The following is a 15,029-nucleotide window of genomic DNA, read 5'->3' as shown; positions in this document are numbered from 1 at the left end:
GTGCCGGGGGAGAACTGCCCTGTTGAACGTGGTCAGCTCGGCGCCGGAAGCTCGACCAGCCCCGTGAACTCGGGGCTGGGCCGGACCTTGATCTCCCGCCACAGCAGCTCCGTGAACGCGCGCACCGCGCGGACCGCCTCGACCAGGTTGCCCTCGGCGAGGTGGATGCGGACGACCAGGCGCTGGGAGCTCTCGCGCAGCGGCTCGTACTCGACGGCGGCCAGCGCGAGGTCCAGCGCCCGGCCGTAGGCGCCCCGGACGAGCTGCCGTTCGGCCATGGCCTCCAGGGTGTGCAACTGGAGCTGACGGACGCGCTCGCGGACGGCGACGACCCACTCGTCGTACCAGCCGGGCAGCAGCACGCCGCGCGGCGGCACCCACGAGCCGTCGTCCTCGGCCTGCGCCGGTCGCCGCACGTGCAGCCGCCGGCTCAGCGCCTGCAGCTCGTCCACGTCGACCGAGACCCGCGGGTCCAGCCGCATGACCGGGCCGCCCGTGACGATCAGCCCCGGGCAGGCCCGGCCGGCCCGCCAGAGGGTGGTGCGGAGGTCGGCCTGCGCGCGGGCATCGCTGGAGTCGGGCCACAGGCTGCCTGCGGCGAAATCACGGGTCGCGGTGCCGTGCAGGCCGAGAAAGGCGACCAGCCGCCGAGCGCTGTGCGGGAGCTCGCCCCACCGTGCACCGCCCGTTTCAGCGCATGCCGACACCTCGAAGGTGCCCAGCAGACGCAGGCTCACCGACCCCTCCGGCCGTGCATCGTACGCCGCGACAGCAGAAGTGCTGTCCATCGGGCGCCCCTCCTCTGCACGAACAGATCCCCCTGGGTTTTATGTCGTCCGCAGATGATCTGTCAATAGGGCGTAACTTTTCGTGAGCAAGGTGGCCATGAGCTGGGCTTTTGAGCTACATTCAGGCGACCGATAAAATCACGCTGAAACTGCCGAAAATCCCATTCGCCGTTTATTCCGAGCGATATCGAAAAGCACGTGACTCAGCCGTATTTGGTCAGTTCCGGGTGGCGGCGCAGCGCCTCGTAGGTCTTGCGGTCGGGGGCATACGCGTCGGCGCGCGACCCGTCCTCGCCGCGTTCGCGGAAGACCTCGCGAAGCCTGTCAACCAGCGGGTCCCACTGCGTGTAGACCGGCTTGAGCTTGTTGAGCGCCTGGATGACGGCGATGACGTCCGGGCCCCGGTACCACGGCGGATGCTCGAGCTCCTTGCGCACCTCGGCGAAGACCGCCCTCTCCTGGTCGCGCAGCGTCAGCATGGCGGGGATCAGGCTCCGGAGCTTGGCGTTGCGCTCCTCCACCGCTTCGGCGTCAGGAGCGGCCGCGGGCGGAGGGCCTATCGTTTCCTTCTGCACGGGTGCAGCCGCCGGCTTCAGCTTGCGCAGCTCGGTGCGGATCTCCGTCTGCCTGTCGCCGATCCTGCGCAGCATCTCGGCCACCGCCGCCACGTCGGTGAACTGCTCGGAGGCGGCCGTGATGGCTCTGGCGGCCTTGTCGAGCCTGAGATTGTCGGCCTTCAGGCCCGCCTGGGCCTCCTCGAACGCCCCGGCCGCGGCGCGGGCCTTGAGCTGGGCGACCCGGTCGCCCACCACGATCGTCTCGAACGCCTCCCGCTCCTTGGCCAGCTCGGCCGGCCAGTCGTATCGCACGCCGCCCTCGGCCTGGCCCTGCGGCCGGACCACCGCCTGCACGGCGTCGGACGCGCCGTCGTTGTGGCTCGCGTACTCGGCGAGCGCGCGGCTCATCGCCTCCCTGTCCCCGCCGCCGGCGGCGATCCTGCGGCCGAGGCGCTGCCAGTCCTGGAAGCTCGCGATCCGGCCGCGGAAGGCGTGGTTCCACCTGCCGGGTTCCCGGGAGATCGACGCGATGCTCGCGAAGTCGTCGTCCGACAGCTTCATCCCGATCACCTCGGTACGGGACTGCAGCAGCTTGCTGCCGCCGGTGGCCAGTTTGAGCGAGCCGGCGACGGGCGACTGGTCGGCGGCGGAGGCCAGCGCGCGGGCCGAGGCCCCCAGGTCGGACTCCGAGGTCGTGGTGCTGACGTCACCCGTGGCCTTGTTGCCGGGACCGACGGCGGCGGTGACGGCCTGCTCGGTCCGGTACTCGAGCTGCGGGCCCGACGCCGCTCCGGCCGTGAGCGCGCCGCCCGTCGCCCCCGCGAACAGCTTGTGCGTGCCCGTCTCGTCGACGACCGTCCTCTCCGCGAAGGAATGGGTGGTCGAGATCGACGCCTCCAGCCCCCCGACGCCCACCTTGGGGGTCAGCGTGCTCGACCAGCCGGTGCCGGACTCCGTACCGGCCACCCGGGTGGGGTCGGCGGCGGCCAGGGCGGTCAGTTCGGCCGCTCCGTCGACCGCGAGGATCCGGTCGAACCTGGTCTGGTAGTCCGGGTCGCCGGGGTTCAGGCGGAAGGTGACCGCCCTGGCCTCCGACGTCGTCCTGCCGTAGCTGAGGCCGGCGCTCACGGCTCCCGACGAGCCGGACGCGCCGATGGACCTCGCGGTCTCCGACACCACCTCGACCGTGACGAGCACGGCCCCGCCCCTGCGCGCCACCGTGCGCTTGAGCGACCTGCTCCTGCTGTAGGAGACCTCGGCGCCGACCGGCGATCTGCCCGCGCCGGTCACGCCGAGCGAGCCGCCGACGCCCTTCCTGGCCTCCAGGCTCGCCTGGTCGCCCTCGCCGAGCTTGGCCGCCTCCGCGGCCGACAGCGGGGCCGCCAGGGTCGTGAGCAGCTGCCGCGCGTCGTCGACGCTGCCGCGCGCGACGAGGTTGACGACCCGCAGCTCCTGCTCCGCGCCGCCCGATCCGTCGCGGGCCAGGTCCCCGAGGTAGCGCTTGGTCTCCGCCTCGCTGAACCGGTGGACGAACGTCCCGGTCACCGACCCCGTGACCGACAGCGACGCGTTCGCCGTGCCCTTCCGTCCCGCCCCGCCGCCCGCCCCGCCGCCCACTGTGCCGGTCGCGCCGATCGTGACGGTCACCATGAGCTGGTACGCCGGCGGGTCCGTCGCCTCGACCCGCGTGGCCTTCACCACCACGCGGGCGTTGCCGGCGACGGACCTGGTGGTGGTGAAGCCGTTGCCGTACGCGGTGGTCCGCTGGGCGCTCGCGGCCCCCTGCCCGCCGAACCCCTCGGGACCGGCGACGACGCCGGCACTCGCCTGCCGGCCGGTCCGGGTCCCCTGCTGGAGCCTGCCCTCCTCGTCGAACGTCCCCGTGCTGGTGTCCTTGCTCCGGGTGAGGGTCAGGCTGCCCTCGTTGCGTGCCACCGTCGTCCCCGTCGTGCTCTTGGACGTGGCCTCAGGGGCCCCCTTGGAGGGAGCCCGGGTCCCGGACGCGGGGGCCGCGGACGCTTTCGGCGCCGTGCCAGGAGGCGGGGTCGGCACAGGGGCCGGGGGCTTGGTGGGTGCCGGGGTCTTGGCCGGTTCGGGGGCGGGGGCCTGCTGCGGAGCTTCCGGTTTCGGCTTGGCCTTGGGCACCTTCGGCTGGGCCTGGGCCTGCTGGAGGATCCCGTCGTCCGCATCGGCCGGGACCGGGAGGGTCACGATCCTGCGCCGCGGCGGCGCCGGGGGCGGGGCCGCGGCCGGCTGTGGGCGCGCCGGGCGGCGCTGCTCGACGACCGGTTCGGGCCTCGACGGCTTGGGCGGGAGCTTCTTGATGGCCTCCAGCGCCGGGGAGAGGTTCGCAGGGACGTGCTCGCGCAGCGGGTCCTTGGCCCGGCCGGTGCCGACGGTGGCGCCGGCCAGCCCGAGCTTGGCCGCGCAGTGCGGGCAGATCAGGGAGCTGGCGCCGACCGCTATCAGCTTGAGCTTGTGCTTGGCCGCGTGGGCGACCAGCCTCGCCTCCGCGTCCTTGCGCGCCTGCTCCGCCGTACGCTTGCGCTCCGGCGCGTCCGACTCCGACGTCTCCCCTTCAGCGCTCCCGCCCTCATGCTGGTCGACGAGATGCGGCCCCGGCTGGGACGCCGGAGCGGTCTTCGGCACCACCCCCGACAGAGGCACCGGCTCGGACTTCGGCACCACTCCCGACTGTGGCACCGGTTCGGACTCGGGCTCGGGCTCGGGCTCGTGGGCGTGCGCGAGCGCCGACCCGGGCGCGGGCACCGGGCCGGGAGTCGCCGAAGGGGCCGCTGCCGGTGAAGGGGCGGGCTTGGCGGCCGGGGCCGGTTCGGCGGGTTCGGCCGGTACGACCTTGAGATCGGGAGCCTCCGGCTTCTGCTTCTTCAGGCGGACGGCCTTGACCCACGTCTCCCCCGGCCCCAGGTCGACGAGCTTGCGGCGGCTGCCTTTGGTGGTGGTGACGAGCTCGTGCAGGTTGCCTTCCTCGTCCACGGCGTAGCCGACGGTGACGGTGACGTCACCCCGGATGGAGCCCTCGGCCGCCTCGCGACGATCCTCAGGGGTGCGCTGGTCCACCGGCAGCGGCTTGCCCTCCTTCTCCGCCTTGGCGGCCTTCGCCTCCTGTCCCGCCTCCCACCGGACGAGGCTCTTCCGGACGACCCCCTCCATCAGCTCGGTCGCCCGCAGGTCGGCGGCGTCCTGGAACTCCCGCAGCCGGGCGAACGCCGCGACGTCCTCCGGGCTCGCGGGGCCGCCCGTCTCCTCCGCCATGGCCAGCCCGACCGACGCGCTGCCGCCCACGGCCACGTAGCCGCTCTCTGGGCCGCTCTCTGGGCCGCTCTCTGGGCCGCTCTCTGGGCCGCTCTCTGGGCCGCTCTCTGGGCCGCTCTCTGGCCCGCTCTCGTGCGCCACCGCGTCGGCCGCCGCGTGGGCCGCGGCCTCGAGCCCGGCGTGGCGGGTCGGCCGCGGGCCCGCGCCGCGGCGCTGCTGGATGACGTGGGCCAGCTCGTGGGCGAGCAGGTGCCTGCCGTCGGGGGTGTGCGGCGCGAATCTGCCGGGGCCGAAGACGATCCGCTCCCCGACCGTGTACGCGCGGGCGCCCAGCTCGCGCGCCGATCTCCCGGCCGAGCCGTCGGAGTGCACTCTGACCTGGCTGAGGTCCTGCCCGAACCGCTGCTCCATGGCCGTACGCGTCGCCCGGTCCAGCGGCTCGCCCCTGCGCGCCAGCTCCCTGCGGGCCGCGGCGGGGACGGGCGCCGAGGCCCGCGCGGGTTCGGCGCGTCGGTCGCCGGCCGCCATGGTCACAGTCCGTGCGTGAGCGGCAGCGCGAACGACGTCCGCCAACCGGTGACCCCGTCGCCCTCGACGACGGCCAGCGGCGCGTAGTGGTAGGCCACGCCGTGCGGGCCGCGGCCCTGGGGATGGTGCCAGATGACGTCACCCAGCGTGCGGCGCGCCGGGAAGACCCAGTAGTCGCCCGTACGGTAACGGTGCGGGTTGCCGCGCTCGCCGGTGAGGAAGCGCACCTCGACGCCCCGCTCCAGCGGGATCCACCCCGCGTCCTTCCTGGCCGCCTGCGCCTCGGTCACCGGGACGGCCCCGTCGGGGGACTTGCCGGGCGGCGTGTGGTCCCAGCGCCGCAGGTACGGGTGGCGGCGCCGGTCGATCCCGGGCGGCGGCTCGTCCAGGGTCACGGTCGACAGGTCCACGTCCACGTCGACCACCTGCCGCAGCGGCGCGGCCGGACGCGGCCAGCCCAGCTCGCGGCGCAGCGAGACGGCGTCGTCCACGGCCTCCACCCACTGGCCGACCTCCAGCGCGGTGTGCCGGTCGCGGCCCAGGCTGCTCACCTGGACCACGGGCCCGTCGCTCGTCACGATCGGATAGATCACCGAGCCGTTGTCCCGCGACCAGGCGAAGCTCGCCCCTTCCCGGGCGGTGCCGCCGCTGCGGATCTCCACCCGGTAGAGCTGGTTCTCCCCGGTGTACCCCGCGTCGGACGGCGCGGTGCACGGGTCGTCGTCGGCCTCGTGCGGGCGCGTGGCCCGTACCTGGAGCACTCCCCGGTGCTCCGCCGACTCGGCGGCGGCGATCCAGTCGGCGACCCAGGTCTCCACCGACACGTCGCCGGTCGGCACGGGCACGGCGCGCGCCTGCCAGACCACCTGCGCGCGGCTGCTGGTGTCGGGGTGGTGCGGGCCGAGCGCGGGCTCGTGCAGGGTGGGGTCCTCCACCTCGGTGACGTGCCGCTCCCAGACCTTCAGGTAGACCAGGTACCTGCCCTTGGGCAGCCGGTCGGCGCCCGCGACGTCCAGCACGGCGTGCGGCTGCCTGGCGTAGGTGGTCTCGGCCGGGTTCTCGACGCCGATGCCGTTCACGTAATAGCGGCCCGCCCCGATGGTGAAGTCCGCCACGGCCGGGTCGCCGACGGCGAAGCCCAGTCCGGGGCCCGCCGGCCCGGCGTGGGGGCCCATCAGGTCGGCCAGCACGCCGCGCAGCTGGTGCAGCAGGAGCGCGGTCTGCTCGTTGCGGTTGGCGTCCAGGCCGACCCTGCCCTGCAGGTCGAAGACCGCGGAGTAGCCGCGCTCCGGCGAGAAGGTGATGTTGGAGAAGTCTCCGTGCACAGCGGTCTCCCTAGGTGGCGTTGATGACGGCTGCATCGACACCGAGGGGGACGAACCCGTCCAGGTGGTCGACGAGGTTGGCGAGTCTGCGCGCCTCGAACAGGTCGTGGAAGGCGCCCATCTCGGCGCCGTCCTCCGCTCCTGTGCGGATGGCGTCGGCACAGGTCTCGTGCAGCCGGCAGTAGCCGGGCGTGCCGTACCTGACGCTGGTGAACCTGGGCCGCAGCCGGTTGTCCGAATCGGGCGGGCACCGGTAGCGGGGCGGGCCGCCGTGGCAGGCGTAGGAGACGTAGGAGTGGCGCGCGCAGCCGGCGTCGCGCCTGGCCACGTGCACGCAGCCGGTCACGATGCTGTCCTCGGCGAGCCTGAGCAGGTGGACGCGCACCTGGCCGAGCACGGTGCAGCGGCGCAGGGTCAGGTCGGCGTAGGCGTTCCTGGCGTCCACGCCCGTCACGGCGGCGAGCTCGCGGCCGGTCGCGTCGATGATCGAGTCGTACGCCTCGACGATGAGCGGCTCCCCCGCGGTCTCGTCCTGGTCGACGAGGATCGTGCCGACGATCGACCGTTCGACGCGCAGGCGGGCGGTGGTGCGGCGCAGCTCGATCGACGGCTCCTCGCCGTGGCGGGGCTCGCACCGGTCGTCCAGCTCCCAGCCGGGCACGAGGGTGCAGTGCCTGATCGTCACCTCGCCCACCTGCCCGGTGATGTCGACGCTGCGGCCCGAGATCACGAGCCCGTCCAGGAGCAGGCGGGGGCGGCGCGCGGACGGCGGCGGGCAGTCGGCGGCGCCGCCCGGCGGCGGGGTCTTGGAGCGGGCGCGCACCGAGAGCGCGTCGAACCTGTTGGCCCGCTGGTTGAGCAGCCTGATGACCGGCCGCTGGTACGGCGCCGCCCGCAGCTCCAGCCGGTCGTCCAGGTCCAGCTCGACGCAGAGCGCCTCGGTGTAGTCGGCCGAGTCGACGATCTCCACGAGCGCGTCGTGCAGCGCCGGGTCGGCCTCCTTGTCCTCCTGCCACTGCCGGAGCGCGGCGGTGATCGAGCCGAACCCGTCACCGCCGACGACGTACCGGCGGCGCTCGCCGACGGGAGCGGTCGCCCTGGCGTAGGCGCCGCCGCCCATGCGCTCGCTGAAGCCGTAGCACCAGCTCACCCACACCCCCTCCTCCGGCGCCTCGTCCGGCGGGAAGGCGATCCTGCCCAGCACCGGGTCCACGACCACCTGGCCCGGCTGGGGCCGGTAGCGCCAGTCACTCAGGTCGGCGCCGACGATCCGGCTCGCGGGGACGGGGTTGTCCAGGCTGTCGCGCCAGATCCGCAGGGCGCGGCCCGGGCCGTAGTACTCGGTCACGGCCGCGGCGAACTCCTCGTGGCCGATCGGCTGCGGCAGGTCGGCGGGTCCCGACAGGTGGGCGGCCTTCGGCCCCGTCCCCTGCGGGGCGAACAGCTGGGTGTCGATGCCCAGCACGTTGACCAGGTAGCGGCTGTAGCGCTGGTCGACGCAGAACGCCGGTGCCCGGGTGACGGGGAAGGACAGCAGCCGCCACACGTACAGCGCCAGGCTGGGGATGTTGGGCAGGCCCCGGGTCAGCTCGCTGTTGATCCGGCGCACGTCGGGCAGCCTGGGGGCGGTGTCGAAAGGGCCGCCGACGCGCTCGCAGGCGACGAGGTCGCGCACGTCGAAGGTGGCCGGCCGGTCCGGCCGCAGGTGCCGGAGGTGCTGGTCGCGCACCAGCATCCGGTACGTCTCCACCGCCCGCGCGGGCCGGCCGGCGACGTCGAAGGCGAGCTGTTCCAGCGCGGCGGCGGTGCCCTTGCGGCGGCGTACGGCCACCGCGTCCGCCACCTCGGCGCGGGAGACGCCCTCCCTGTCGATGCCGACCAGGGCCGCGATGTACGGCACGATCCACTCGTCGCAGGTCTCGACGAACCAGTTGGCGTACCAGGTGTCGAGGTCGTCCTCGATGACGCGTACCTGCTCCTCGATGATCCGCAGCAGCGCCCGCAGCGGGTGGCCCCGCTCCTCGTCCCTGCTGCGGTGGATGGCGGGCAGCAGCGCGGCCAGCTCGTCGCGGGTCATCGGGCCACCTCCACGTGCAGGACGGCGAACCCGTCCAGGCCAGGTGTGATCAGGACGAGCTCGGCGGGGTCGATGTGGACGCCGTCGGCCCGGGTCCTGGCCGGTCTCGCGGGTATCCGTTCGGCCACGCCGGTGACCGCGGCGGCGTCGGGGGCGGTCGTGCCGAGGGTGGCGCCCAGCCGTACGACGTCGGCGAACGCGACGCCGGGCACGCGCTGGAGCTGCGCGACGACCTCGGACAGATACAGGCTGCGGCCGAGAGCGCGCGCGTCGAACCCGAACGCCGACTCCAGGGCCGCGCGGGCCTGCGGGCCGACCAGGTCGGGGGCGCGGTCGGCGTCGATCCACACGTTCGCCTCCAGGACGACGTTCCACAGGGTGCGCGGCGCCGCGGCGACCGGCACGCCGGGGTCGCCGTAGCGGCGGCAGGCCGCGAGCAGGCCGCGCAGGAGGTCGGAGTCCGGCTCGATCGGCGCGTCGTCCACGCCCGCCACCGTCACGTGGACCAGTTCCCTGCCGCCCGCGCTCAGACGGGTCGCCACGGCCTTGCCGATGCCCGCGCGGGCCAGGGTGAAGTCCGCGTAGTCGCGCAGGCCCACCAGCCGGTCCATGGCCAGCGTGGGCAGCGGCGCCCGGCCGCGCAGCGCCGAGTCCGCGTCGTGGTCGGTGCCGCCGCTCGCGCGCAGCGGGTTGGTCACCGCGCTGACGCCCAGCGGCTTGGTCTGCAGCTGGCTGAGCTGCCCGGCGCGCACGTTGCCCGCCCTGCCGATGCCCACCCGGTAGGTGAAGGCCACGTTGCCGGTGCCGGTGGGCAGCCGCGATCCGCGCCTGCCGTCGCCGAACTCGACGGTCGCGCCGCCCGCGGCGTCCACGCTCAGCTGGTAGGCCCGCTCGGACGGCCCCGCCCAGGCCAGCTCGGGGACCTCGTGCCAGGCGATCCCGCCGACCCTGACGATCAGCTCCGCCTCGGCGCCGTCGGCGTCGGGGGTGGCGAGGTACGTCAGCGGCTGCTGGCCCAGGGTGAAGCGCTGGCCGGCCGCGCCGGCGTCGCCGCTGCCCGCCGCGGGTTCGAGCTTCGTCTCGCCGTTCGTGGCCCGTACGACGTTGGCCCAGACGGTGACGGTGGAACGGCGGTAGCTGCCGCGCAGCGGGGCCGCGAGGTCCAGCACGGTGTGGTCCGGCACGCTCCCCGACGAGGAGACCCGCCGGGTGCCGATGACCCGCGCGACCTCGCCGCTCGGCGGGGTGAGCGGGCCCGCGTCCTGCGGCATCCCGGACACGACGATCGTTCGGCCGGTCGGCAGGTCCTCGATCACCACGCCGAGGTCGATCGAGCCGCCCTCGACGGGCCCCGTGATGGGCTCGTCGGCCAGGGCGAGGGGCTCGGCCTGGACGTAGAAGGTGTAGCCGCGCAGCTCGGACAGGGAGCGCCCGGCGTCGCCGTGCTCCTCGGGGAACCAGGGCGCCACCAGCACGAGCGCGGTCACCCTGCCGGAGATGCCGTAGCGGGCCAGGCCCAGCGTGCGCACCTCTTTCACGAGGTTGACGTTCACGAGGCCGTCGCCGGAGACCACCACGATCCAGCTGCCCGGGAGGATGCGCGGGTAGTCGGCGTCGAGCGGGAGCAGGGTGCGCGCGCCCGCGTCGGAGTCGTACAGGCCCTCGTCGAGCTCCCAGTCGGAGTCGTCCGCGGCGACCTCGCCGACCACCCCGCCGGATGTCGCGGGCGGGAGCGGGGCGGCGGAGCCGAACGTGGCCGCCTTGGCCCGCAGGACCTCCAGCCGGACGAACTCCGCCTCCTCGTCGCCGTCCTCGGCCGCACCGGCCGGGGACAGCTGGAGCCTGGCGGCGGTCACCTGCGCGTCCAGATCGGTCTCCGCCGACTCGACGATCCTCAGCAGGGGCGATCCGTCGGTGAAGTGGAAGAGCAGGCGGTCGTTGGGCGCGAGCCCGGTCGCGATCCCTTCGACGTGCACCACCCGCAGGGAGGCCACGCGGCAGCGGGTCAGCCGCGTCGGGCGGCGCAGCCTGGGCGGCAGCGCGCCCCACGACGGGCGGGCCACCAGCTCCTCAGCCGTCTCGAAGATCTGCGGCTTGGCGCCGGGGTCGGGCACGCTCTGCACCCTGGCGCCCGCGGGCACCCGCACGAGCGGGTCGCCGGGGTCGGGGTCGAGGGTGTAGGCCAGCCAGGCGCTCGCCGCCAGACCCGGCCGGGGCCGGTAGCCGACGAGCGCGGCCAGCTCCACCAGCGAGCGCCGTTCCTTGGCCGTCGCGAGGTAGCCCTCGTCGGCGATGCGTTCCTGGTAGAAGGTCAGCACGTCGCCGACGCAGGCCCACGCGTCCAGCAACGCCAGCGCGGGGTCGTCGGGGGCGCGCGTGGTGAGCCTGGCCAGCTCGGGATGGTCGGCGGAGGCCAGCCGCCCGATCATCCTGGCCAGGAACGCCGCCCGGGTGCCCACGCGGACGCTCAGGCTCGACCGCCCCGGCGGGTTGGCCGTCTGCAGCAGTGTCCCCGAAGCGCACCGACCGCAACATCCCGCCGCTTCACCGCAGCTCATACCGGCTCACCGCCCTCCCACGAGATCCAGCGTCAACGTCCCGGCCGAGGGGATCTCCAGCGGGCCGAACGCCAGCGCGCCGCCGGGAGGCACGGGCGGCCCGGTGGAGACCGTGCGGGCCAGCCGGACGACGCTCGCCGACACCACTCCCGGCACGGCCATGGCCTCGGCCAGGATCCGGCTCACGTACAGGCCGGTGCCGAAGGTGAGGCGGTCGGGGTCGAACATGCCGCCCGGCGCGTCGCCGAGCCGGGCCCGCAGCGCGACGGTGACGGCCAAGCGGGCCGCGGTCGCCGCCAGGCAGACGCGTAGCCCGAGGTCGACCGCGACCAGCCGGGGCGGGTCGGCCCGCAGGTCGTGCCCGATCCGCCGGACCTGCTCCAGCCGGGTCCGCACCGCCTCGAGGGGGAACTCCTCGCCGCAGCGGCCGCGCAGGGGGTCGATCGCCACGTCGGCCTCGTACCAGCCGCCGGTCCAGGCCAGGTCGGTGGCCGCGCTCTGGACTCCCGGCTGGGCGGCGGCGATCGTGGCGTAGTCCTCGGCGGTGACCGCCCGTATCAGGCGGTGCCGGTAGGCGGTGGGGCCGAGCAGGCGGGCTTCGGCGACCGGTTCGGGGTCGATGCCGCCCGTGGCGGCCAGCGGGTTGCGTACGCCGGTCACGGGCACCGCGATGGGGCGCGAGGCCACCAGGTGAGCCACCGCCTCGGGGCCGACGTTGCCGGCCGTCCCGTTGCCGACCCGCAGGCGCAGCTCGAAGCGCTGGCCGGGGCGGACCCCGCGGCCGTACTTTCCGTCGCCGAAGCGCAGGTGCGAGCTGCCCTCGTCGTCCGCCTCGACGACGACGTGCCGGTCCTCGGGGCCGCTGCCGATCAGGTCGGCCCGCACCGTCCACGTCTCGCGGTCGGAGGTGAGCCACAGCTGGGCCAGTGCCGTACGCGGGTCCTGGGTGAGCGCGGCGGCGGCGGGACCGGCGGCGACCGGCTCGGCGGGGTCGAGCCCCGCGCCGACCCCCCAGGTGGCGGCCACCTCGGCCGCGTCGGCGGCGTCCAGCGGCAGGCCGAGGCGGGCCTGGGCGGTCAGCCTGGCCAGCCTGGCGAGCTGACGCGGCCGGAGCGCGGTGCCGGCGGGGATGCGGGCCAGCGTCAGGGCCTGGCCTGCCGCGACGGTCTCGGGGGCGGGGTAGGGCGCGCGGCGGGTGAGGGGCGCGTGCGGCAGCACGGGTTCGAAGCGCACCCGTACGGGGTCGCGCTCCGGACGGCCGAGCCCCTCGCACCGCACAGGGCCGGGCTCCCCTTCGGGCACGGTCAGCGTGCCGGTCTCGGTGGCGCCGTGGTCGACGAGGACCACGTTGGCCCTGGCCACGCTCACGTCCTCGAACAGGCAGCACTCCTCGCCGCCGATGGCGGCCAGGCACAGGTCGAACGTCAGGGCGTCGGCGCACGCCCAGCTCACCCGGAGCAACGGCTGGTCGTAGACCGGGTCGTCGAGCTCCTCGACCTCGGTCAGCCGTACGGCCTGGCGGTGGGTGACGTCCCGGTCGCCCGGCACCCCGGTCAGCGGGCCGCGTACCTCCTCGAAGATCACCACGTCGCCGGGGCACAGGCCGAGCAGCCGCTCCGACCGCTCCTCGTCGCACCAGCCGTCCACCAGCGTCGCGGCGGTCGCGCCGCGCGGCAGGCAGCACTCCTCGCCGCCCCAGGTCCACAGCCGGATGCGGTTGCGGGCGGGGCTGACGGCCACGTCGTGCTCCAGCACGGGTTCGTACACCTGGTAGCCGCCACCGGGCGCGAGGCGGCGCAGCTCGCCTTCCGAGACCATCGGGCGGCCGCCGAGCGCCGGGACCGCCGTCACGAACCGGTAGCTGCCCGCGTGCAGGACCCCGGGCTCCTCGACCTCCAGGTGCACCCAGGTGCGGGCGTTGCAGCCGTCGTGCATCCGGTAGTCGACCAGCCGCAGGTGCCGCCGCACCGAGGTCCGCAGCCGGGCCGTGCCCAGGTACGCCTCGGTGGCCACCGCGTCCTGGCGGTAGGAGAGCTGGTCGCCGACGTAGGCGAGCAGCTCGACCAGCGTGACGCCCAGGTCGGGGATCTGCCGGTCGGTCCAGGCGGGGGAGGTCAGCGCGAGCCGGTCCAGGATGAGCCGCCGGAAGCTCGCGTAGTCCTTGGCCAGGTAGTCGATGACCGCCCGGTCCTCCTCGCCCGGCGGGCAGGGCGCCGTCGCGCCGCAGTCGCTCTCCTCGCCGCAGTCGCGGGTGAAGGTGCCAGTGAAGGTGAAGGCGGCCCGGGCGTACCGGGGGTCGAGGTCCTGCGCGCAGGCCAGCTCCACCTCGTACGGCGAGCGGTCCCCGAGCCGGTCGAGGTGGACGACCAGCTCGTCGTAGCGACCGGCCCGCGCGGCGACCACCTCGACGTGGACGGCCCGCACCACGCGCCCAGGACCGGTGATGGCGACGTCGTCCGCCTCCGGCACCGGCTCGGGGGCCTTGCCGAACAGCAGCAGCCGCAGCGTGCGCGCCTCGTTGTCGACCTGCACGCCCGCGATGCCGCCCCATCCGCAGGCGCGGTCCCGTTCCCGCCGCGCGCGGGGCGGGCAGCCCTCGTCGGCCGTCATGGCCCGGTCCTCCGTTCGACGGTGACCGAGTTGAGCTCCCCGGTCAGCAGCAGCACGTACGCCACCGACACCAGCAGCGCCCCCTCCTCGGCCCGCACGTCCACGCGCTCGACCCGCAGGTCGTCGGGCAGCCACTGCTGCAGGGCGGCCTGGAGGGTGTACTCGACGGCCCCGGCCAGTTCGGGGCTGTTGGGGGCGAAGACCAGCCGCAGGACGCCGGTGCCGAAGTCGGGCCGGTTGACCCGCTCCCCCGGGATCGTGAACAGCAGCTGCTCGACCATGTCGCGCACGTGGTCCTCGTCCGTGGTGGTGGCCGACCTGCCGTGCGCGTCGACGTGGAAGGGGAAGTCCAGGTGGGTGCTCATGATCCGGCCGCCCTGAGCTGCGTCGAGGTGATGACCGGCGTGCCCTGGGGGGCCTTGGTCGCCGACTGGCTGACACCGGTGCCGGGCCCCGCGGGCTCCAGGACGACCGGTTTGCCGAGCACGAAGACCCGGGTCGAGGCGGCCAGGGCGAAGTCGACGGTGACGCAGGGGCTCGGCGGGGTCGCGCCCGACAGCGCGCAGCCCGCCACCGCGACCACGTCGCCGACGGTCACCACCGGCGCGCCCCCGGCCAGCACCACGGTCTGGCCGGGGACGATCGTGGCCTTGCCCTGGTGCAGGCAGGTCACCTGCGAGGCGACGGTCAGGAGGAAACCCGGCATCGTCGGCACCCCTCTCAGGCCGGCTTCACGACGAGCGCGCCGTTGTTGATGTTGACGAGCCCGACGAGGTTGATGGCCGGCGCGGTGATGGTCACGCCCGAGGTGTCGACCGTGATGGCCGCCGACTGGGACTGCAGCAGCACGCCGCTGCCCTTCATCGGGGCCACCGGGGTGTCGGACAGGGCGATCTTGCTCTTGCCGATGGTCTCGATGAGGAGCGCGGGCACCGCCGGGGGCAGCAGCTTGGCGGTGGCGGGCGCCTCTTCCCGGCTCCCCCAGAAGAAACCCACCCAGATGGGGCTGTCGGGGCTGCCCTGCTCGAACTCCACCCAGACCCCGGCGCCGGGCGGCGGCACGGCGAAGAAGCCCATCTGCAGCCCGGCCAGCGGCACGCACGGCATCGCCCACGTCGACGGCAGCACGCCGAGCACGTCGGGCACGCTGACCAGCAGCCGTCCCTTGCCGAGAGGGTCGATGTTGTTCAGCACCGAGCCCCGGTACTTGCCGTAGAAACGTCTGGTGCCCGGCGGCTCGGCGTCCTCGCGCTCGGCGGGGCCGAAGAAGCCGGGAGACTCGACATAGCCGAGCTCGTCCATGTTCATGG

Annotated in this window: 9 protein-coding genes; all 9 read right to left on the bottom strand. The window is 74.4% G+C overall.

Going from position 1 to position 15,029, the window contains the following annotated elements:
• Nucleotides 1-32: 32 nt before the first annotated feature.
• On the bottom strand, nt 33-737 hold the full coding sequence (locus AB0L65_RS23345; protein ID WP_364248690.1) for a BTAD domain-containing putative transcriptional regulator: 705 nt from the start codon (nt 735-737) through the stop codon (nt 33-35).
• Between the two features lie 254 nt (nt 738-991).
• Nucleotides 992-5,149, bottom strand: coding sequence for a DUF4157 domain-containing protein (locus AB0L65_RS23340; protein WP_364248688.1), 4,158 nt, complete (start codon nt 5,147-5,149; stop codon nt 992-994).
• Nucleotides 5,150-5,151: 2 nt separating this feature from the next.
• Nucleotides 5,152-6,474 carry a DUF6519 domain-containing protein gene (locus AB0L65_RS23335; RefSeq protein ID WP_364248686.1) on the bottom strand — a complete coding sequence of 441 codons (1,323 nt, stop codon included), beginning with the start codon at nt 6,472-6,474 and terminating at the stop codon, nt 5,152-5,154.
• A 10-nt stretch (nt 6,475-6,484) separates the two neighbouring features.
• A complete protein-coding gene (locus tag AB0L65_RS23330; RefSeq protein ID WP_364248684.1) occupies nt 6,485-8,551 on the bottom strand; it encodes a phage tail protein in 2,067 nt (688 codons plus the stop codon).
• Nucleotides 8,548-11,010 carry a putative baseplate assembly protein gene (locus AB0L65_RS23325; protein WP_364248682.1) on the bottom strand — a complete coding sequence of 821 codons (2,463 nt, stop codon included), beginning with the start codon at nt 11,008-11,010 and terminating at the stop codon, nt 8,548-8,550. Before AB0L65_RS23325 ends, AB0L65_RS23330 begins: the two co-directional genes overlap by 4 nt.
• Before the next feature lie 105 nt (nt 11,011-11,115).
• Nucleotides 11,116-13,719: a putative baseplate assembly protein gene (locus AB0L65_RS23320; RefSeq protein ID WP_364248680.1), complete on the bottom strand. Its 2,604-nt coding sequence runs from the start codon at nt 13,717-13,719 to the stop codon at nt 11,116-11,118.
• Entirely contained in the window at nt 13,716-14,084 is a 369-nt protein-coding gene (locus AB0L65_RS23315; protein ID WP_357745506.1) for a GPW/gp25 family protein, read from the bottom strand. Before AB0L65_RS23315 ends, AB0L65_RS23320 begins: the two co-directional genes overlap by 4 nt.
• Nucleotides 14,081-14,425, bottom strand: coding sequence for a hypothetical protein (locus tag AB0L65_RS23310; RefSeq protein ID WP_364248678.1), 345 nt, complete (start codon nt 14,423-14,425; stop codon nt 14,081-14,083). Before AB0L65_RS23310 ends, AB0L65_RS23315 begins: the two co-directional genes overlap by 4 nt.
• Nucleotides 14,426-14,439: 14 nt before the next feature.
• Nucleotides 14,440-15,027 carry a phage baseplate assembly protein V gene (locus AB0L65_RS23305; protein ID WP_364248676.1) on the bottom strand — a complete coding sequence of 196 codons (588 nt, stop codon included), beginning with the start codon at nt 15,025-15,027 and terminating at the stop codon, nt 14,440-14,442.
• Nucleotides 15,028-15,029 lie beyond the last annotated feature (2 nt).

The sequence above is a fragment of the Nonomuraea sp. NPDC052116 genome (genome assembly GCF_040680035.1).
GTDB lineage: Bacteria > Actinomycetota > Actinomycetes > Streptosporangiales > Streptosporangiaceae > Nonomuraea > Nonomuraea angiospora_A.
Note: the sequence above shows the minus strand (reverse complement) of the source record. Positions and strands in the feature narration are given on the sequence as shown.

What these genes read in the sequence shown, in the direction of transcription:
- AB0L65_RS23340 (WP_364248688.1), bottom strand. Translation starts at nt 5,149, where the DNA reads ATGGCGGCCGGCGACCGACGCGCCGAACCCGCGCGGGCCTCGGCGCCC.
- AB0L65_RS23330 (WP_364248684.1), bottom strand. Translation starts at nt 8,551, where the DNA reads ATGACCCGCGACGAGCTGGCCGCGCTGCTGCCCGCCATCCACCGCAGC.
- AB0L65_RS23320 (WP_364248680.1), bottom strand. Translation starts at nt 13,719, where the DNA reads ATGACGGCCGACGAGGGCTGCCCGCCCCGCGCGCGGCGGGAACGGGAC.
- AB0L65_RS23315 (WP_357745506.1), bottom strand. Translation starts at nt 14,084, where the DNA reads ATGAGCACCCACCTGGACTTCCCCTTCCACGTCGACGCGCACGGCAGG.
- AB0L65_RS23310 (WP_364248678.1), bottom strand. Translation starts at nt 14,425, where the DNA reads ATGCCGGGTTTCCTCCTGACCGTCGCCTCGCAGGTGACCTGCCTGCAC.
- AB0L65_RS23305 (WP_364248676.1), bottom strand. Translation starts at nt 15,027, where the DNA reads ATGAACATGGACGAGCTCGGCTATGTCGAGTCTCCCGGCTTCTTCGGC.